This window comes from Pseudomonas xantholysinigenes (assembly GCF_014268885.2).
GTDB lineage: Bacteria > Pseudomonadota > Gammaproteobacteria > Pseudomonadales > Pseudomonadaceae > Aquipseudomonas > Aquipseudomonas xantholysinigenes.
In genome coordinates this window covers 5,416,291-5,437,301 of record NZ_CP077095.1, presented here as the reverse complement: position 1 = coordinate 5,437,301, position 21,011 = coordinate 5,416,291, and the positions used below count along the sequence as shown (strand labels likewise).

Below are 21,011 nucleotides of genomic sequence, written 5' to 3'. Positions count from 1 at the left end.
AAGTTTGCCGGGCATGTAAGCCCGGCGCACGAGTATGCGCGTGAAGGGATGGCTTGGGAAAGCCCGTGCTCCACGGCGGCCCTTGTGGGCCGCCGTGGAGCACGGGGATCAGCTATTGGAGTTGTCGATCTTGATGGTCGGGTCGGCCCCGCTGATCAACGAATTGATCGTGGTGTTCGACCAGTTCACACCTTCGAGCTTGATGGTCACGTCGGCGTTGGCCAGGCCCCCGGCGGCGTTGAGCTTGCCCTCGGTGCTGACCTGCAGGGTCGACTCGCCGCCGACCGTGGTGATCTTCAGGAAGTTGTCGATGGTGCTGGCCTTCTCGCCCTGGAGCAGGTCGCTCAGGTCGAGGCGGTCGCCTTCCTTGACGTTGAAGTCCTTGATCACGTCCTTGCCCAGGTCGCCGGCCTTCCACACGAAGGTGTCGGCGCCACTGCCACCGATGAGGATGTCGTCGCCCTTGCCGCCGATGAGGATGTCATTGCCAGCGCCACCCAGCAGGACGTCATTGCCCTTGCCACCGTCGAGGGTGTCGTTGCCACCCTGGCCGAAGATGATGTCGTTGCCGTTGCCACCGAGCAGGGTGTCGTTGCCATCGTTGCTGCGCGAGATGTCGAACTCGGTGTAGTGCTCGGTGATGTACTTGTGCATCGTCCGCGCATCCACGTCGCCCGTTGCCACGCCGGTCTTGCCGGCGACATAGGCCTGGATCGCCTCGACACCGGTACCGGCGATGCCGTCGAAGGTCATCAGATCGCCGAAGATGATGTCGTTGCCGTCGCCGCCGTTGACCGTGTCATTGCCCGGGTTGGTGACTTCGGTGTGGCCGAGGATCGCTTCGGCCAACTTGCTCGGGTCGATGTTGGTCTGCGGCTTGCCGTCAGAGTCGAATGGCTTCAGGTCGTTGGCGTTCACACCATTGTTGAGGCCGATCGCCTCGACGTTGGACAGGCCCGAGAGCAGCTTGAAGCTATCCAGCGAGTTGTTCCAGGTGGCGTTGTCGGTGTAGCTGCCGTAGCCGCCGAGGCTGGAGATCTCGTAGGTGCCGTCGCCCTGGGCGTGCAGGGTGCCCGAGCTGGAGCTGTGGGTCGACCAGCTGTAGCCGTTCCAGTACTCGACGGTCATCTTGCCGCTGGAGTCGATGTTGACGCGGTTGTAGCCATCCAGGTTGCCGCGGGTGACCACGTCACCGATCTTGTAGTTGATCGACGCGAGGTAGTCGTCCAGCTTGGTGCTGCTGTAGCCGAGGGTCGGGTTGGTCTTCTCGCCGGTCTGATAGTACGTCGGTTGCCCGTCGGTGATGAAGAACGTCTGGTTGCTGCCCTTGTTGCCGGCGTTCTGCAGGTTCTGGAACCAGTTGGCGGTGGTCTTGAAGGCGTCTTCGTAGTTGGTGCCACCGTCGGACTTGAGGTTGCCCAGCGCGTCGAGCAGCTTTTGCAGGCCGGCATCGTTCAGCGTCACCGAGATGCTGCTCTTGACCTGGCTGGCAAAGTCGACCAGCAGGATGTTCACCGTGCCCGAGGCCGCGCCCTTGACGCTGGCGGCCAAGGTCTTGAACACCGACTCCAGGGAGCTCTTGGCTGCGTCCACGCCGTTTTTGCCCATGCTGCCCGAGGTGTCGACGATGAAGGCCAGGTTGTAGTCCTGCCCAGGCACCACATGCAGGCCCGAGACGTCCGAGACGACGATATCGTTGCCATCGGTGCCCATCACGTTGTCGTTGTCCGACGACAGGTTGCTGGTGTTGTAGCTCTGTGGGTAGACGTTGACCTTGATGGTGCCTTCGCTGGTCGCGGTGCTGCCGCCAACGCTTTCGGTGGAGGTCGAGGTGACCTTCACGTCGAACTGGCCCTGGTAGTAGGCCGGTGGCTTGATGGTCAGGCTGCCCAGGTTCCAGCCGGTGACGTCCACCGCGTCCTTGCCGACGGTCACGGTGTGGCCGGCGCCGTCGGACAGCACCGAGCCCGCCGGGATACCGCCGAGCTTGACGCTCAGGGTCTCGGAACCATCGGTGTCGGTCAGGTTGGTGCTGATGCCGACCAGCTTGACCGGCGCGCCGTTCTCGCTGCCTTCGTTGAGCTTGTAGCCGTCGTAGTAGCCCTGACCGTTGCTGCCATGCAGGTCGGAGACGGTGACGCCGGCGTTGCTCAGGTCGTTGACGCTCGGGTACATCGGGATGTTCGAGCTGTTCAGGTCCATGGCCGCGCCATTGTTGACCCGGATGTTGACGTCCAGGCTACCTGGGCCGGCCTGGTTGGCGTTGTAGATCTCCAGGGTGTAGTAGCCGCTGGTGGTCGGGGTGAAGCTGCCGGAGATCGCGCCGCTGTTGGAGCCCCAGATACCGCTGGCGACGTTCTTGCCGCCGACGACGATCTGCAGGCTGTCATCGGCGGTGCCGGTGAAGGAATAGGTCTTGCCGGCTTCCAGGTAGATCAGGCCGGAAGTCTTCGAGCCGCTGCCTGGGGTGACGTTGCTGGTCGAGTCGACGCCGGTGACCGTCTCGGTCTTGCTGGCATTGCCGGAGTTGGCGAACACGTTCTTCAGGCTATCGCCGGAGATGCCGTTACCGTTGTTGCCCAGGCCGGTGAGGCTGTTCCAGGTTTCCTTCTGCAGGCCGATCGAGTTGACGTTGTTGTTGCCGATGTTCAGGTCGGGTTTGTCGGCGACCGGGCGGATATCGACCTTCAGGGTCGCTTCGTTGCCCAGGTTGGTGCCGTCGTTGGGCTTGTACTTGAGCTGCGCGTAGTCGGCCTGCTGGTTGCCCACGCCGGTGCCGCCATAGCCATCGATGCCCGACTGGTTGGCCAACGGCACGAACTTGAGCTTGCCGGCAGCGATGTCGGCCTGGCTGATGGTCTGGTTCAGCGACACATCGACCCACGAGGTGCCGTTGAAGAACTTCAGGTTGCCCAGGTCCGGCAGCTTGCTGATGGTCACCGACAGGCCGCTGTTGCCGTCGGCGTCGGTGACGTTGAAGTCGCCCCACTGGAACACATAGTCGGTGTCTTCGGTGCCGGTCACCGCGCCGCCGGTGGCGACTGGCGCGTGGTCGTTGTCGATGATGGTGGTGGTGACGCTGGACTTGCCGGCGTCGACCTGCAGGTTCTCGAAGCCGCCGCCGCTGGCGCCGCTGATCTTGACCGTGAAGTTCTCCGAACCTTCGACCAGCTTGTCGTCGATGGTCTTGATGTCGAAGCTGGTGCCGCTGCTGCCGGCCGGGATCTTCACGGTGACCACACCGGTGAAGTCCTGGCCGTCGGTGGCGGTGCCGCTGTAGGTCAGGGTGATGGTCACCTCGGACTTCGACGGGTTGCTCAGGGTCAGGTTGTAGTGGGCGGTGTCGCCCTCGGTCACCGAGGTGTCGCCGCTGATGCCGACGGTGGTCAGGTCGCCCTGGCCGGCCGGTTCGTCGGTGACGCTGGTGGTGACGGTGTTGCTGCCGAGGGTCAGTTTCTCGAAGTTGTCGCCGCCGCTGACCGACTCGATCTTGTTGACGATGTTCGGCTGGCCGCCAACGTACGGGTCGTCCTTGGCGGTGATGGTGAAGGTGCCGCTGGCGCTGCCGGCCGGGATGGTGACCTTGGTACCGTCGGTGAGGGTGAAGGTCAGGCCGTTGTGGCCAACGACCGACAGGCCCTGGGCGTTGGTCAGGGTCACGGTGTAGGTGACCTGGCCGCCTTCTGTGACGGTGGTCTTGTCCGCGGACAGGGTCGCGACCACTTCACTGGTGGTGTCGGTGATCTGCACGGTGGCCTTGCCGCCGAGCTCGAGGTTTTCGAAGGTCTTGCCGGTTACGCTGGCATCGCTGATGCCGACGGAAATCGAGCCCGGGTCCTTGAACACGTCGTCGCCCTGGGCCTTGGCCTTGTACTCGGCTTCGGTCTGGCCGGCCTTGATGACGACCTTGTCGCCGTTGTCCAGGGTCACGGTCAGGTCCTGGGCCAGTTTCTGGCTGACCTTGACGGTGAAGCTTGGCTGCTGGTCTTCGGTAACGTTGCCGTTGCTGACGATGGTCACCGAGACCTTGTCGCCCTGGTTGCCAGTGCCCGGGGTGCCCGAACCTGGCTCGTCGGTGACGGTGGTCTTCACTTCGTTCTGACCCAGGGTCAGTTTTTCGAAGTTGTCGGCGCCGGTGACGCCGGTCAGCTTGTTGCTGATGGTCGGCTGGCCGCCGATGAACACGTCGTCCGCAGCGTTGATGGTGACCGTGCCAGTGGCGCTGCCGGCTGGGATGGTGACCTTGGTGCCGTCGGTGAGGGTGAAGGTCAGGCCATTGTGGCCGGTGACCGACAGGCCCTGGGCGTTGGTCAGGGTCACGGTGTAGGTGACCTGGCCACCTTCGCTGACGGTGGTCTTGTCCGCGGACAGGGTCGCGACCACTTCACTGGTGGTGTCGGTGATCTGCACGGTGGCCTTGCCGCCGAGCTCGAGGTTTTCGAAGGTCTTGCCCGGCACGCTGGCATCGCTGATGCCGACGGAGATCGAGCCCGGGTCCTTGAATACGTCGTCGCCCTGGGCCTTGGCCTTGTACTCGGTTTCGGTCTGGCCGGCCTTGATGACGACCTTGTCGCCGTTGTCCAGGGTCACGGTCAGGTCCTGGGCCAGTTTCTGGCTGACCTTGACGGTGAAGCTTGGCTGCTGGTCTTCGGTGACGTTGCCGTTGCTGACGATGGTCACCGAGACTTTGTCGCCCTGGTTGCCAGTGCCCGGGGTACCCGAACCTGGCTCGTCGGTGACGGTGGTCTTCACTTCGTTCTGACCCAAGGTCAGTTTTTCGAAGTTGTCGGCGCCGGTGACGCCGGTCAGCTTGTTGCTGATGGTCGGCTGGCCGCCGATGAACACGTCGTCCGGGGCGTTGATGGTGACCGTGCCAGTGGCGCTGCCGGCCGGGATGGTGACCTTGGTGCCATCGGTGAGGGTGAAAGTCAGGCCATTGTGGCCGGTGACCGACAGGCCCTGGGCGTTGGTCAGGGTCACGGTGTAGGTGACCTGGCCTCCTTCGCTGACGGTGGTCTTGTCCGCGGACAAGGTGGCCACGACCTCGCTGACGGTGTCGGTGATCTGCACGGTGGCCGAGCCGCCGAGCTCAAGATTCTCGAAGGTCTTGCCCACCACGCTGGCATCGCTGATGCCGACGGTGAGCGGGCCGCCATCCTTGAACACGTCGTCGCCCTGGGCCTTGGCCTTGTACTCGGTTTCGGTCTGGCCTGCCTTGATCACCACCTTGTCGCCGTTGGACAGGGTGACGGTCAGGTCCTGGTCGAGTTTCTGGCTGACCTTGACGGTGAACGACGCTTGTTCGGCTTCGTTCACATCGCCATTGCCGACGATGGTCACGCTGACCTTGTCGCCCTGGTTGCCGGTGCCCGGGGTGCCCGAGCCTGGCTCGTCGGTGACGCCAGTCTTCACTTCGTCCTTGCCGAGGGTCAGTTTCTCGAAGTTGTCGGCACCGGTGACGCCGGTCAGCTTGTTGCTGATGGTGGCCTGGCCGCCGATGAATACGTCGTCCGGGGCGGTGATGGTGGCGGTACCGCTGGCGCTGCCGGCCGGGATGGTGACCTTGGTGCCGTCGCTCAGGGTGAAGGTCAGGCCGTTGTGGCCAGTGACCGACAGGCCCTGGCCGTTGGTCAGGGTCACGGTGTAGGTGATCTGGCCGCCTTCGGTCACGGTGGACTTGTCGGCGGTCAGGGTCGCGACCACTTCGCTGACGGTGTCGGTGATCTGCACGGTGGCCTTGCCACCGAGCTCAAGGTTCTCGAAGGTCTTGCCCGGTACGCTGGCATCACTGATGCCGACGGATACCGAACCCGGATCCTTGAACACGTCGTCGCCCTGGGCGGTGGTCTTGTACTCGGCCTCGGTCTGGCCGGCCTTGATCACCACCTTGTCGCCGTTGTCCAGGGTCACGGTCAGGTCTTGCGCCAGTTTCTGGCTGACCTTGACGGTGAAGCTTGGCTGCTGGTCTTCGGTGACGTTGCCATTGCTGACGATGGTGACCGAGACTTTGTCGCCTTGGTTGTCGGTGCCTGGGGTACCCGTGCCCGGTTCGTCGGTGACTTCGGTCTTCACTTCCTCTTTGCCGAGGGTGAGTTTTTCGAAGTTGTCGGCGCCGGTCACACCTTCCAGTTTGTTGACGATAGTCGGCTGACCGCCGACGAACACATCATCCGGTGCATTGACGGTGATGGTGCCGCTGGCGCTGCCGGCCGGGATGGTCACTTTGGTGCCGTCGGTGAGGGTGAAGGTCAGCCCATTGTGGCCGACGACCGACAGGCCCTGGCCGTTGGTCAGGGTGACGGTGTAGGTGATCTGGCCACCCTCGCTGACGGTGGTTTTGTCCGCAGTCAGGGTCGCGACGACTTCGCTGATGGTGTCGGTGATCTGGACGCTGGCGTTGCCGCCGAGTTCCAGATTCTCGAAGGACTTGCCATCCACTGCCGCATCGGTGATGCCAACGGTTAGGGTGTCGCCGTCCTTGAAGACGTCATCGCCCTGGGCTTTGGCTTTGTACTCGGTTTCAGTCTGGCCGGCCTTGATGACGACCTTGTCGCCATTGCTCAAGGTAACGGTCAGGTCGTGATCCAGTTTCTGGCTGACTTTGACGGTGAAGGCCGGCTGCTGGTCTTCGGTGACGTCGCCTTTGCTGACGATAGTGACCGAGACTTTGTCGCCCTGGTTATCGGTGCCTGGAGTGCCGGTGCCCGGCTCGTCGGTGACTTCGGTCTTCACTTCCTCTTTGCCGAGGGTGAGTTTTTCGAAGTTATCGGCGCCGGTGACGCCTTCGAGCTTGTTCACAATCGAAGGCTGGCCGCCGACGAAGACGTCGTCCGGGGCGTTGATGGTGATGGTGCCGGTGGCGCTGCCAGCGGGGATGGTGACTTTGGTGCCATCGGTGAGGGTGAAGGTCAGGCCGTTGTGGCCAACGACCGACAGGCCCTGGCCGTTGGTCAGGGTGACGGTGTAGGTGATCTGGCCACCCTCGGCGACGGTGGTCTTGTCGGCGGTCAGGGTCGCGACGACTTCGCTGATGGTATCGGTGATCTGCACGCTGGCGTTGCCGCCCAGCTCCAGATTCTCGAAGGATTTGCCATCGACAGCGGCATCGGTGATGCCGACGGTCAGGGTATCGCCGTCTTTGAATACGTCGTCGCCCTGAGCTTTGGCCTTGTATTCGGTTTCGGTTTCACCAGCCTTGATCACCACCTTGTCGCCGTTGGACAAGGTGACAGTCAGATCGTGGTCGAGCTTCTGGCTCACTTTGACGGTGAAGGCCGGTTGCTGGTCTTCGGTGACATCGCCTTTGCTGACGATGGTCACGCTAACCTTGTCGCCTTGGTTGTCAGTGCCTGGGGTGCCGGTGCCCGGCTCGTCGGTGACTTCGGTCTTCACTTCCTCTTTGCCGAGGGTGAGTTTTTCGAAGTTGTCGGCGCCGGTAACACCTTCCAGTTTGTTGACGATGGTCGGCTGGCCGCCGACGAAGACGTCGTCCGGGGCATTGATGGTGATGGTGCCAGTAGCGCTACCCGCCGGGATGGTCACTTTGGTGCCATCGCTCAAGGTGAAGGTCAGGCCATTGTGGCCGACGACCGACAGGCCCTGGCCGTTGGTCAGGGTGACGGTGTAGGTGATCTGGCCACCTTCGCTAACGGTGGTCTTGTCAGCGGTCAGGGTTGCGACGACTTCACTGATGGTGTCGGTGATCTGGACGCTGGCGTTGCCGCCGAGCTCCAGATTCTCGAAGGTCTTGCCGTCTACAGCCGCGTCGGTGATGCCAACGGTCAGGGTGTCGCCGTCCTTGAAGACGTCATCACCTTGGGCTTTGGCTTTGTATTCGGTTTCAGTCTGGCCGGCCTTGATGACGACCTTGTCGCCATTGCTCAAGGTAACGGTCAGGTCGTGATCCAGTTTCTGGCTGACTTTGACGGTGAAGGCCGGCTGCTGGTCTTCGGTGACGTCGCCTTTGCTGACGATGGTCACGCTAACCTTGTCGCCTTGGTTGTCAGTGCCTGGAGTGCCGGTGCCCGGCTCGTCGGTGACTTCGGTCTTCACTTCCTCTTTGCCGAGGGTGAGTTTTTCGAAGTTGTCGGCGCCGGTCACACCTTCCAGTTTGTTGACGATGGTCGGTTGACCACCGACGAACACATCATCAGGCGCATTGACGGTGATGGTACCGGTGGCGCTGCCAGCGGGGATGGTCACTTTGGTGCCATCGCTCAAGGTGAAGGTCAGGCCATTGTGGCCGACGACCGACAGGCCCTGGCCGTTGGTCAGGGTGACGGTGTAGGTGATCTGGCCACCCTCGGCGACGGTGGTCTTGTCCGCGGTCAGGGTCGCCACGACTTCGCTGATGGTGTCGGTGATTTGAACACTGGCGTTGCCGCCCAGCTCCAGATTCTCGAAGGATTTGCCATCGACAGCGGCATCGGTGATGCCGACAGTCAGGGTGTCGCCGTCCTTGAAGACGTCGTCACCCTGGGCCTTGGCCTTGTACTCGGTTTCAGTCTGGCCGGCCTTGATGACGACCTTGTCGCCATTGCTCAAGGTAACGGTCAGGTCGTGGTCCAGTTTCTGGCTGACTTTGACGGTGAAGGCCGGCTGCTGGTCTTCAGTGACATCGCCTTTGCTGACGATGGTGACCGAGACTTTGTCGCCCTGGTTATCGGTGCCCGGAGTGCCGGTGCCTGGCTCGTCGGTGACTTCGGTCTTCACTTCCTCTTTGCCGAGGGTGAGTTTTTCGAAGTTGTCGGCGCCGGTAACACCTTCCAGTTTGTTCACAATCGAAGGCTGGCCGCCGACGAAGACGTCGTCTGGGGCATTGATGGTGATGGTGCCGGTAGCGCTGCCAGCAGGGATGGTGACCTTGGTGCCGTCGGTGAGGGTGAAGGTCAGGCCATTGTGGCCAACGACCGACAGGCCCTGGCCGTTGGTCAGGGTGACGGTGTAGGTGATCTGGCCACCCTCGGCGACGGTGGTCTTGTCAGCGGTCAGGGTCGCGACCACTTCACTGATGGTATCGGTGATCTGGACGGTGGCATCGCCACCGAGCTCCAGATTCTCGAAGGTATGACCAGGCACGGAAGCATCAGTGATGCCGACGGTCAGCGAATCACCGTCCTTGAAGACGTCATCGCCCTGGGCGGTGGTCTTGTACTCGGCCTCGGTCTGGCCGGCCTTGATCACCACCTTGTCGCCATTGGACAGGGTGACGGTCAGGTCATAGTCCAGTTTCTGGCTGACTTTGACGGTGAAGGCGGGTTGTTGGTCTTCAGTGACATCGCCGTTGCTGACGATGGTGACCGAGACCTTGTCGCCTTGGTTGTCAGTGCCCGGCGTTCCGGTACCGGGCTCGTCGGTGACGGAGGTCTGCACTTCGTTCTGGCCCAGGGTCAGCTTCTCGAAGTTGTCAGCGCCGGTGACGCCGGTCAGCTTGTTGCTGATGGTCGCCTGGCCACCGATGAACACATCGTCCGGGGCGGTGATGGTGGCGGTACCGGTGGCGCTGCCAGCGGGGATGGTGACCTTGGTGCCATCGCTCAAGGTGAAAGTCAGGCCGTTGTGGCCGACGACCGACAGGCCCTGGCCGTTGGTCAGGGTCACGGTGTAGGTGATCTGGCCGCCTTCGCTGACGGTGGTCTTGTCAGCCGTCAAGGTTGCGACAACTTCGCTGATGGTGTCGGTGATCTGGACGCTGGCGTTGCCGCCGAGCTCCAGATTCTCGAAGGATTTGCCATCGACAGCGGCATCGGTAATGCCGACAGTCAGGGTATCGCCGTCTTTGAAGACATCATCGCCCTGGGCCTTGGCCTTGTACTCGGTTTCGGTCTGGCCGGCCTTGATAACGACCTTGTCGCCGTTGGACAGGGTGACGGTCAGGTCGTGGTCCAGTTTCTGGCTCACTTTGACGGTGAAGGCCGGCTGCTGGTCTTCGGTGACGTCGCCTTTGCTGACGATGGTCACGCTAACCTTGTCGCCTTGGTTGTCAGTGCCTGGAGTGCCGGTGCCTGGCTCGTCGGTGACTTCGGTCTTCACTTCCTCTTTGCCGAGGGTGAGCTTCTCGAAGTTATCGGCGCCAGTGACACCTTCCAGTTTGTTCACAATCGAAGGCTGGCCGCCGACGAAGACGTCGTCCGGGGCGTTGACGGTGATGGTACCGGTGGCGCTGCCAGCGGGGATGGTCACTTTGGTGCCATCGGTGAGGGTGAAGGTCAGGCCATTGTGGCCAACGACCGACAGGCCCTGGCCGTTGGTCAGGGTGACGGTGTAGGTGATCTGGCCACCTTCAGCGACGGTGGTCTTGTCGGCGGTCAGGGTCGCCACGACTTCGCTGATGGTGTCAGTGATCTGCACGCTGGCATTGCCGCCCAGCTCCAGGTTCTCGAAGGCCTTGCCATCGACAGCGGCATCGGTGATGCCGACGGTCAGGGTGTCGCCGTCTTTGAAGACATCATCGCCCTGGGCTTTGGCTTTGTATTCGGTTTCGGTCTGGCCAGCCTTGATAACGACCTTGTCGCCATTGCTCAAAGTAACGGTCAGGTCGTGGTCGAGCTTCTGGCTGACTTTAACGGTGAACGCAGGTTGCTGGTCTTCGGTGACGTCGCCTTTGCTGACGATGGTCACGCTAACCTTGTCGCCTTGGTTATCGGTGCCTGGAGTGCCAGTGCCTGGCTCGTCGGTGACTTCGGTCTTCACTTCCTCTTTGCCGAGGGTGAGTTTCTCGAAGTTATCGGCACCAGTCACACCTTCCAGTTTGTTGACGATGGTCGGTTGACCGCCGACGAACACATCATCCGGTGCATTGACGGTGATGGTGCCGGTGGCGCTGCCAGCGGGGATGGTGACCTTGGTGCCATCGCTCAAGGTGAAGGTCAGGCCATTGTGGCCGACGACCGACAGGCCCTGGCCGTTGGTCAGGGTCACGGTGTAGGTGATCTGGCCACCCTCAGCGACGGTGGTCTTGTCCGCAGTCAGGGTCGCGACGACTTCACTGATGGTGTCGGTGATCTGCACGCTGGCGTTGCCGCCGAGCTCCAGGTTTTCGAAGGTTTTGCCATCCACTGCCGCGTCGGTGATGCCGACGGTGAGGGTATCGCCGTCCTTGAAGACGTCATCGCCCTGGGCTTTGGCCTTGTATTCGGTTTCGGTTTCCCCGGCCTTGATCACCACCTTGTCGCCGTTGGACAGGGTAACGGTCAGGTCGTGGTCCAGTTTCTGGCTCACTTTGACGGTGAAGGCGGGTTGCTGGTCTTCGGTGACATCGCCTTTGCTGACGATGGTCACGCTAACCTTGTCGCCTTGGTTGTCGGTGCCTGGAGTGCCGGTGCCTGGCTCGTCGGTGACTTCGGTTTTCACCTCGTCCTTACCGAGCGTCAGCTTCTCGAAGTTATCGGCGCCGGTGACGCCTTCGAGCTTGTTCACAATCGAAGGCTGGCCGCCGACGAAGACGTCGTCCGGGGCATTGATGGTGATGGTGCCAGTAGCACTGCCCGCTGGGATGGTCACTTTGGTGCCATCGGTGAGGGTGAAGGTCAGGCCGTTGTGGCCAACGACCGACAGGCCTTGGCCGTTGGTCAGGGTCACGGTGTAGGTGATCTGGCCACCTTCGCTGACGGTGGTCTTGTCAGCGGTCAGGGTCGCGACGACTTCGCTGATGGTGTCGGTGATTTGAACACTGGCGTTGCCACCCAGCTCCAGATTCTCGAAGGATTTGCCATCGACAGCGGCATCGGTGATGCCGACGGTCAGGGTATCGCCGTCTTTGAAGACGTCGTCGCCCTGGGCCTTGGCCTTGTATTCGGTTTCGGTTTCACCAGCCTTGATCACCACCTTGTCGCCGTTGGACAAGGTGACAGTCAGATCGTGGTCGAGCTTCTGACTCACTTTGACGGTGAAGGCCGGTTGCTGGTCTTCAGTGACATCACCTTTGCTGACGATAGTGACCGAGACTTTGTCGCCCTGGTTGTCGGTGCCTGGGGTACCCGTGCCCGGCTCGTCGGTGACTTCAGTCTTCACTTCCTCTTTGCCGAGGGTGAGTTTTTCGAAGTTGTCGGCGCCCGTGACACCTTCCAGTTTGTTCACAATCGAAGGCTGGCCGCCGACGAAGACGTCGTCCGGGGCGTTGATGGTGATGGTGCCAGTGGCGCTGCCCGCTGGGATGGTGACCTTGGTGCCATCACTCAGGGTGAAGGTCAGCCCGTTGTGGCCGACGACCGACAAACCTTGGCCATTGGTCAGGGTGACGGTGTAGGTGATCTGGCCACCTTCGCTAACGGTGGTCTTGTCAGCGGTCAGGGTTGCGACGACTTCGCTGATGGTGTCGGTGATCTGGACGCTGGCGTTGCCGCCGAGCTCCAGATTCTCGAAGGTCTTACCGTCGACGACCGCGTCGGTGATGCCAACGGTCAGGGTGTCGCCGTCCTTGAAAACGTCATCACCTTGGGCTTTGGCCTTGTATTCGGTCTCGGTTTCACCAGCCTTGATCACTACCTTGTCGCCGTTGGACAGGGTGACGGTCAGGTCGTGATCCAGTTTCTGGCTGACTTTGACGGTGAAGGCCGGCTGCTGGTCTTCGGTGACATCGCCTTTGCTGACGATGGTGACCGAGACTTTGTCGCCCTGGTTATCGGTGCCCGGAGTGCCGGTGCCTGGCTCGTCGGTGACTTCGGTCTTCACTTCCTCTTTGCCGAGGGTGAGTTTTTCGAAGTTGTCGGCGCCGGTAACACCTTCCAGTTTGTTCACAATCGAAGGCTGGCCGCCGACGAAGACGTCGTCCGGGGCATTGATGGTGATGGTGCCGGTAGCGCTGCCAGCAGGGATGGTCACTTTGGTGCCATCGCTCAAGGTGAAGGTCAGGCCATTGTGGCCGACGACCGACAGGCCCTGGCCGTTGGTCAGGGTGACGGTGTAGGTGATCTGGCCACCTTCGCTGACGGTGGTCTTGTCGGCGGTCAGGGTCGCGACGACTTCGCTGATGGTGTCAGTGATCTGCACGCTGGCGTTGCCGCCCAGCTCCAGATTTTCAAAGGACTTGCCATCCACTGCTGCGTCGGTGATGCCGACAGTCAGGGTGTCGCCGTCCTTGAAGACGTCGTCACCCTGGGCCTTGGCCTTGTACTCGGTTTCAGTCTGGCCGGCCTTGATGACGACCTTGTCGCCATTGCTCAAGGTAACGGTCAGGTCGTGGTCCAGTTTCTGGCTGACTTTGACGGTGAAGGCCGGCTGCTGGTCTTCAGTGACATCGCCTTTGCTGACGATGGTGACCGAGACTTTGTCGCCCTGGTTATCGGTGCCCGGAGTGCCGGTGCCTGGCTCGTCGGTGACTTCGGTCTTCACTTCCTCTTTGCCGAGGGTGAGTTTTTCGAAGTTATCGGCGCCGGTGACGCCTTCGAGCTTGTTCACAATCGAAGGCTGGCCGCCGACGAAGACGTCGTCCGGGGCATTGATGGTAATGGTACCGGTGGCGCTGCCAGCGGGGATGGTGACTTTGGTGCCATCGGTGAGGGTGAAGGTCAGGCCATTGTGGCCAACGACCGACAGGCCCTGGCCGTTGGTCAGGGTTACGGTGTAGGTGATCTGGCCACCCTCGGCGACGGTGGTCTTGTCGGCCGTCAGGGTCGCGACGACTTCACTGATGGTGTCAGTGATCTGCACGGTGGCATCGCCACCCAGCTCCAGGTGTTCGAAGGTCTTGCCCGAGACGCTGGCATCGGTCACGCCAAGGGTCACGGAACCCGCGTCCTTGAACACGTCGTCGCCCTGGGCTGGCAGGTTGTAGGTCGTTTCGGTTTCACCAGCCTTGATCACCACCTTGTCACCGTTGGACAGGGTAACGGTCAGGTCGTGGTCAAGCTTCTGGCTCACCGACACGGTAAAGGTCGGCTGTTGTGCTTCGGTCACATCGCCGTTGCTGGCGATATTGACCGTCACGGTATCGATGCTGTCCTTGATTTCGGTCTGGGCTGGCGTCTTGTTCGGCACCAGGCTCTCGAAGTTGCCGCCCGTGGCGCCGGTAATGGTGGTGCTGACGGTGCTGCCGTTGACGAACACGTCGTTGGCCGGGGTCTGGAAGTCGACGCTACCGCTGGTTTCGCCGGCCTTGACGGTGACGGTCTGGCCGTTGGACAGGGTGACGGTGACCTCGGTCTGGGCCGGGTTGGTCAGGGTCACGGTGTAGGTGATCACGCCGCCTTCGGTGACGCTCGGGGTGGCGGTCAGAGTGGCGGTGGTGGTATCCACCGAGTCATTGATGACTGTTTCCGCAGGCGTTGGGTTCGGCTCCAGTTTCTCGAAGTTGCCGCCCGTTGCCCCCGTGATCGTGGTGCTGACGGTGCTGCCGTTGTTGTAGACGTCGTTGGGCGGGGTCTGGAAATCGACGCTACCCGACGACTTGCCGGCCTCGATGGTGACGGTCTGGCCGTTGGACAGGGTGACGGTGACCGGGGTCTGGGCCGGGTTGGTCAGAGTCACGGTGTAGGTGATCACGCCGCCTTCGGTGACGCTCGGGGTGGCGGTCAGGGTAGCGGTGGTGGTGTCCACCGAGTCATTGATGACTGTTTCCGCAGGCGTTGGGTTCGGCTCCAGTTTCTCGAAGTTGCCGCCCGTTGCCCCCGTGATCGTGGTGCTGACGGTGCTGCCGTTGTTGTAGACATCGTTGGGCGGGGTCTGGAAATCGACGCTGCCCGACGACTTGCCGGCCTCGATGGTGACGGTCTGGCCGTTGGACAGGGTCACGGTCACCGGGGTCTGGGCCGGGTTGGTCAGGGTCACGGTGTAGGTGATCACACCGCCTTCGGTGACGCTCGGGGTAGCCGTCAGGGTGGCGGTGGTGGTGTCGATGGTGTCGGTGACCTGGGTCACTGCCGGGGTGGTGTTCGGCGTGATGACCAGGCCATTGCCACCGGTGGTGCCGGTGATGTTGGCGGAGATCTGGCCGCCGTCGATGTACGGCGTGTCGTTCGGCGCGATGGTGACGTTCACGCTGCCGGTGGTCTGGCCGGCCGGGATGACGATCACCGCGCCGTTGGACAGGGTGACGGTCAGGTTGCTCAGCGGCGGCTGGCCGACGGTGGCGGTATAGACGATCACGCCACCCGCCTCGGTGATCGTGGGGGTGGCGCTCAGGGTCAGGCCGGTGACGATGGGAGCGTTGGTGGTCGTCGTGTTGCCGGTGCTGGTATCCAGCCCGCCCACTTCCTCGACGCCCTGGCCGTTGGCGAAGCCGATCGGGCCGGTGGGGAAGCCGATGGTCGGGTCAACCGCGCCGGCGGTCTCTTGCAGCATCACGAAGCTGTGACCGCCACCCGCCGCGCCACCGCCTGCGGCAGACGGGCCGGCCGCGGTGGCTTCCAGTTCGGTGGTCGGGTCCGCGCCGGCGGCAATCGCCTGCTGCAGCTCTTCGACCGAAGGCGCCGCCTGGGCGCTGGCCTGGCTCAGGTCGGTGCTGCTGTCGGGGGTGTCGGCGCTCCACTGGGTATCGCGGCCCAGGTCGAGCACGCGGCCATCGGCCAGCTCCAGGGACACCGCGCCACCGGCGCCGGTATCGACCTGCTCGCCGGCGAACAGGCGGTCGCCTTCGATGAGTACACGCCGGATGCCTTCTGGGGAAACTGCGATGACTTGGCCAACAATGCTTTTGACGATGGCAACAACAGTGCTCATTGGACTCTCCGGATCTACCCGTTCAGTTGGCTTCCATGCCTGCTCGCGCGTGGGCGGCGACTGATGGAATGTTTCAATAATGTTTTTGACGCTGATTTGCGTCAATTTTACGTCTATAATTTCTGGCTATTAAGTTTATGCCAAAGTATTGACCTTCTGGCTGCCATCCTAAACAATCGCCGAGGTAATGTCACATTGATATTTGGCCACTTTCAGCCCTCTCTTTCGTATTAATCGCACTGCCTATTCGGAAGTTTCCTACCCACAGGATCAGGGCTTGCCATTTTCCAAGGCAGGCACAGCTTCGGCTGTGATTTAGGACAACCGCTCTTCTCGGGAACCAGCAAACATGCGTGCGTCACTGTTCACCGCTCTTCCTTTCGCTCTCGCCGCCACATTCGTTCAAGCACAATCCTTGCCCGAAGCCATGCAAAAAGCCCTCGAGGTGCACCCGGAAATCCAGGCCGGGGTAAATGCCCGCACGGCTGCGGATTACCAATTGCGTGCTGCCCAGGGCGGCTATTTGCCGCGGGTCGATGTGACGGCCGGTTACGGTCGTGAAGGCAGCGACAGCCCCAGTACCCGCAATCGCTGGGAGACGCTCAACCGTGGCGAGTCGGCCATTCGCCTGCGACAAATGGTTTTTGACGGTTTCGCCACCTCCAGTGAAGTCGGGCGTCAACAAGCCACCGTCAATGCCCGCGCCTATTCGTTGCTGGGCACCTCCGAGCGCACCGCGCTGACCGTCGCCCAGGTCTACCTGGATGTGCTGGCACGCCGCGAAATGGTGCGCCTGGCCGAAGACAACCTGCGCAACCACGACCGCATCCTCGACCAGATCAAGCTGCGTACCAGCCGTGGTGTCGGGCGCATGGCCGATCTCGACCAGGCCGAAGCGCGCCAGGCCCAGGCTCGCAACAACCTGATCACCGAGCAGACCAACCTGGCCGACGCCAATACCAACTACCTGAGCGTCGTCGGACAAATGCCCGACGAGTTAAGCACGCCTGCGCCGTTTGTCGACCTGCTGCCGGCAACCCTCGACGAAGCGCGCCACCAGCTGATCGAGTTCAGCCCGGTACTGCGTTCGGCCGAATCGGACATCGCGGCCGCCGAGAAGCAGTACGACGCGGCCAAGTCCACCTTCTACCCACGATTCGACGCCGAGCTCGGCCGCACCGCCGACAACAACCTCGACGGCGCCGTTGGCCACAACAACGAGTGGCAGGCCATGCTGCGCATGAACTTCAACCTGTACGCCGGTGGCAGCAACAAGGCCGACCTCGAGTCGAAGTCGTACCTGGCCAACCAGGCGCTGGATATTCGTAACAACGCCTTGCGCCAGCTCAATGAGGAGTTAGGCTTGGCATGGAATGCTCTGGAGAACGCCAACGCCCAGGTGCCGATCGCCCAGCAGTACGTCGATCACAGCAACCGTGTGCGCAGCGCCTACCAGCAACAGTTCAGCCTGGGCGAGCGAACCCTGCTCGACTTGCTCGACAGCGAGAATGAAACCTTCACCGCCCAGCGCCGTCTGGTAGAGGTGAAGAACACGCAAATGTTTACTCAGTACCGAATCAAGGCGACCATTGGCCAGCTGCTCAAGAGCCAGGGTGTCGTAGCCCCGATGGCCGCTGTTGTGCAGAACGACCTGAAACCCAAGGTGAACCTGCCAGGCATGAACTGAAAGGCGCCTTGAACCTACCCCGCAAGGATGAAGAGAGCGCCGCGTGGAATCCGAAGTCAGTCGAGTCCAACTCAGCCACGATCCACGCAGTCAGCATGACGACCCGCTGCTGGACAGTCTGCTGACCCTGTGTGTCCTGCATCAGAAACCCGCCAGCCGGGCCATGCTGACCACAGGGCTGCCCTTGCCCGCCCAGCGCCTGACCGCCGAGCTGCTGCCCCGCGCCGCCGCGCGCGCCGGGCTGCAGGGGCGTTTGCTGCAGCGCAAGCTGGAACAGATCCCGAGCATCGCCATGCCGGCGATGCTGCTGCTCAAGGAAGGCCGCTGCGCCGTCCTGCTGGGCTGGGAGAACGAAGACACCGCGCGCCTGCTGCTCAGCGAGAGCGACGGCGGCGAGGTGCACGTCACCCGTGAAGCGCTGCAGAGCGACTACAGCGGCAAGGTGTTCTTCGCCCAGCCGCAGCACAAGTTCGACGTCAACCACGGCAACCTGATCCCGCGGGCGCGCTCGTGGTTCCGCGACACCCTGCTGCGCAGCAAGTGGCTGTACATCGACGCCATCGCCGCCAGCCTGGTGATCAACCTGATCGCCCTGGCTGCGCCGTTGTTCGTGATGAACGTGTACGACCGCGTGGTGCCCAACCAGGCCACCTCGACCCTCTGGGTGCTGGCGGTCGGCATCGCCGGCGCCTATGTCTTCGACCTGATCCTCAAGGGGCTGCGCAGCCTGTGCCTGGACCTGGCCGGCAAGAAGACCGACCTGATCATCTCGGCGACGCTGTTCGAGCGCATCGTCGGCATGGCCATGAAGTACCGTCCGGCGCGGGTCGGCAGCTTCGCCCAGAACATCCACGAGTTCCAGGGCCTGCGCGACTTCCTCGCCTCGCTGACCCTGACCAGCCTGATCGACTTGCCGTTCACCTTCCTGATCCTCATGGTCATCGCCATCATCGGTGGGCACCTGGTGTGGATCCCGATCCTGGCCTTCCCATTGGCCCTGGGTATCGGCTATGCCCTGCAGAAACCACTGATGGCGACCATGGAACGCACCATGGCCCTGGCCTCGGAGCGCCAGTCGAGCCTGATCGAGACCCTAGCCGGGCTGGACGCAGTCAAGGTCAACAACGCCGAGAGCGAGCGCCAGTACATGTGGGAGCAGACCCTCGGCACCCTTAGCCGCCTGGAGCTGCGGGTCAAGGTGCTGTCGGGCCTGGCCATGAACATCACCGCGCTGATCCAGCAGCTGGCCGGCGTGGCGATGATCTGCGTGGGCGTGTACCTGATCATCGACGGCAACCTCAGCATGGGCGGCCTGGTGGCCTGCTACATGCTCAGCGGCCGTGCCCTCGGCCCGTTGGGCTCGCTGAACGGCCTGCTGGCCCGCTACCAGCAAGCCAAGGTGACCATGGTCGCCACCGACCAGATGATGGAACTGCCCCAGGAGCGCAACTTCGAGGAGCGTCCGCTGAGCCGCCAGGTGCTGCAGGGTGCCATTGAGTTCCGGGGTGTCGAGTTCACCTACCCGAACCAGCAGAACCAGGCGCTCAAGGGCATCAACCTGACCATCCGCCCCGGCGAGAAGGTTGGCATCATCGGCCGCAGCGGCTCGGGCAAGAGCTCGCTGGCCAAGTTGATCGTTGGCCTGTACGAGCCGGATAACGGCTCGTTGCTGGTCGATGGCGTGGACATTCGCCAGATCGACGTCAGCGAGCTGCGTCACAATATCGGCTACGTGCCCCAGGACATCCAGCTGCTCGCCGGTACCCTGCGCGACAACCTGGTCAGCGGCGCCCGCTACATCGAGGACGAGCTGATCCTGCAGGCCGCCGAGCTGGCCGGTGTGCACGAGTTCGCCCGCCTGCACCCGGATGGCTACGAGCTGCAGGTCGGCGAGCGCGGGCAGAACCTGTCCGGTGGCCAGCGGCAGAACGTCGCCCTGGGCCGGGCACTGCTGCTCAACCCGCAGATCCTGCTGCTCGACGAACCCACCAGCGCCATGGACAACACCGGCGAGGAGCGCCTCAAGCAGCGCCTGGCGGCAGTTGTCGAAGGCAAGACCGTGTTGCTGGTCACCCACCGCGCCTCGTTGCTGTCGCTGGTGGACCGGCTGATCGTCATCGATCGTGGACAGATTGTCGCGGATGGCCCGAAAGCCGCCGTCATGGATGCGCTGAAGAAGGGGCAGATCAGTGTTGCATAAGCTGGATATCGGGCGTTTCAAGGACAGCCTGCGCCGTTATTTCAAAGGCTCCGAGTCGTTGGCCGGGCAGCCCCTGCCTGAGGTCAACAAGGCCTTGATCGAGGACGCGCCACGGGTGGTGCGCCTGACCATCTGGGGGGTGATCGCGTTCTTCCTGTTCATGATCATCTGGGCCAGCGTCGCGCCCATCGACGAAGTGACGCGCGGCGAGGGCAAGGCCATCCCGTCGTCCAAGGTGCAGAAGATCCAGAACCTCGAGGGCGGCATCGTCGCCGAGATCTTCGCCAAGGAAGGGGAAATCGTCGAAGTCGGCCAGCCGCTGCTGCGTCTGGACGAAACCCGCTTCGCTTCCAACGTCGACGAGACCGAGGCCTCGCGCCTGGCCATGGCCCTGCGCGTGCAACGCCTGAACGCCGAGGTCGAGGACAAGCCGCTGCAGATCGACGAAGAACTGCGCAAGGCCGCGCCGAGCCAGGCCGCCAACGAGCAGTCGCTGTACCAGAGCCGGCGCCAGCAATTGCAGGACGAGATCGGCGGCCTGCAGCAGCAGCTGGTGCAGAAGCAGCAGGAACTGCGCGAGTTCAACTCCAAGCGTGCCCAGTACGCCAACAGCCTGCAGCTGCTGCGCCAGGAGATCGCCATGTCCGAGCCGTTGGTGGCCCAGGGCGCGATCTCCCAGGTCGAAGTGCTGCGCCTGCGTCGGGCCGAGGTCGAGAACCGTGGCCAGATGGACTCCACCGCCTTGGCCATTCCCCGTGCCGAAGCGGCGATCAAGGAAGTCCAGAGCAAGATCGAGGAGACCCGCGGCAAGTTCCGCAGCGAGGCCTTGACCCAGCTCAACGAGGCCCGCACCGAGCTGAACAAGGCCACCGCCACCAGCAAGGCGCTGGACGACCGGGTGCACCGCACCATGGTCACCTCGCCGGTACGTGGCATCGTCAAGCAGCTGCTGGTCAACACCATCGGCGGGGTGATCCAGCCGGGCAGCGACATCATCGAGATCGTGCCGTTGGACGACACCCTGGTGGTGGAGGCGAAGATCCTGCCCAAGGACATCGCCTTCCTGCACCCGGGTCAGGAAGCCACGGTCAAGTTCACCGCCTATGACTACACCATCTACGGCGGCATGAAGGCCAAGCTCGAGCAGATCGGTGCCGACACCATCACCGACGAAGACAAGAAAACCACCTACTACCTGATCAAGCTGCGTACCGAGAAGAGTCACCTGGGCTCTGAAGAGAAGCCGCTGTTGATCATCCCGGGCATGGTGGCGACGGTGGATATCATGACCGGCAAGAAGACCATCATGAGCTACCTGCTCAAGCCGATCATCAAGGCGCGCAGCGAGGCACTGCGCGAGCGCTGACAGTCATTATGCGATCCCTGTAGGAGCGGCCTTGTGCCGCGAAAGGGCCGCAAGGCGGCCCCAGGATTTCAGCGTTGATGCAAAGATCGCGGGGCCGCTTC

General features: G+C 62.5%; 4 protein-coding genes. 3 read left to right on the top strand and 1 reads right to left on the bottom strand.

Annotation, left to right across the window (positions count from 1 at the left end; genetic code table 11):
• Window positions 1-108: 108 nt before the first annotated feature.
• Window positions 109-15,657 carry a retention module-containing protein gene (locus tag HU772_RS24105; protein WP_217858741.1) on the bottom strand — a complete coding sequence of 5,183 codons (15,549 nt, stop codon included), beginning with the start codon at window positions 15,655-15,657 and terminating at the stop codon, window positions 109-111.
• A 349-nt stretch (window positions 15,658-16,006) separates the two neighbouring features.
• Between HU772_RS24105 and HU772_RS24100 the strand changes: the two genes are divergently transcribed.
• The 3 genes from HU772_RS24100 to HU772_RS24090 are packed head-to-tail and all read left to right on the top strand — an operon-like array spanning window position 16,007 to window position 20,910.
• Entirely contained in the window at window positions 16,007-17,344 is a 1,338-nt protein-coding gene (locus HU772_RS24100; protein ID WP_186662687.1) for a TolC family outer membrane protein, read from the top strand.
• 43 nt (window positions 17,345-17,387) lie between these two features.
• Window positions 17,388-19,544 (top strand): type I secretion system permease/ATPase, encoded by a 2,157-nt coding sequence (locus HU772_RS24095; RefSeq protein ID WP_186662686.1) that lies wholly within the window; start codon window positions 17,388-17,390, stop codon window positions 19,542-19,544.
• Entirely contained in the window at window positions 19,534-20,910 is a 1,377-nt protein-coding gene (locus tag HU772_RS24090; protein ID WP_186662685.1) for an HlyD family type I secretion periplasmic adaptor subunit, read from the top strand. The genes HU772_RS24095 and HU772_RS24090 overlap by 11 nt, the downstream gene beginning before the upstream one ends.
• Window positions 20,911-21,011: the final 101 nt, after the last annotated feature.